The following is a 998-nucleotide window of genomic DNA, read 5'->3' as shown; positions in this document are numbered from 1 at the left end:
GAAGGCCCGATCTGGCGCTCCAGAGCGGATCCGAAGAACCCCTCGTGACAATTACATGCTTACCGCACCACCAGTCTTACCGCATCACCAGTGCAACATGCTTACCGCATCACCAGTGAAAGAAGAGGGGACGGTCAGCTGGCCACCTTCACCCCGAGTTGGCGGCGCACCTCGGCTGCGGTCCGGGCCGGCAGCTCACAGACGAAGTCCCGGCACACGTACACCCCAGCCGTTTCCCGGCCGACGGTCAGCGGTCCGCTGGTCACCACGACCGCACCGGGCGCCGTGCCGAGGCGGGCGAGCCGTTCCAGCGCCGGGCTGTCCACGACCGCGACCTCGGCCGGCCCGGCCAGCAGCGCCTCGGCGACCGCACCGGCCCAACCGGCGAACCGGGCATCCCGGGCCAGCAACGGAGCGACGCGCGCCACCGTCGTCTCGGCGGCCGGCCGGTGTTCGGTGGAACCGGTCAACGCCGCGTAGCTGACCAGGGCACCGGCGACAGCAGCCTGGCCCGACGGGGTCGCCGAGTCCGAGTCGTCCCGCGGCCGGCGCAACAGCACCTCCGCGTCGTCCGCGGTATCGAAGAACCCCCCGTCAGAGGCCGCGAACCGATCACGGACGATGTCCAGCAGCGTCCCGGCGAGCGCGAGCCACTCCGGATCGCCGGTGACCTGGTGCAGGGTGAGCAGTCCCTCGGCGACGTCGCCGTAGTCCTCCAGTACCCCGGCGTTCACGCCAACCAGCCCGTCCCGGCTCGTCCGGCGCAGGCGTCCGTCGACGAGATGCACGTCCCGGAGCAGGACGGCGGCCTGTTCGGCGGCCCGCATCCAGTCCGGCTCGTCGAACAACGCGCCGGCCTCGGCCAGCGCCGCGATGGCCAAGCCGTTCCAGGCGGCCACCACCTTGTCGTCGCGAGCCGGCTGCGGCCGGGTCGCCCGTGCCGCGGCCAGGGCCGCGCGGACCGCCGCGAACCTCGCCGGATCGTCCGGGTCCGCCGG

The 998-nt window shown here is 72.6% G+C and carries 1 protein-coding gene; it reads right to left on the bottom strand.

Translation table 11 applies throughout. The annotated features are described in order from the left end of the window. Positions 1 to 134: 134 nt before the first annotated feature. A partial coding sequence (locus AC08ON_RS07090) for a YyaL domain-containing protein (protein WP_476616661.1) occupies positions 135 to 998 on the bottom strand: 864 nt, incomplete at its 5' end.

This window comes from Frankia sp. CoWAU3, assembly GCF_977971855.1.
This window is presented reverse-complemented; position numbering and strand designations above follow the sequence as displayed.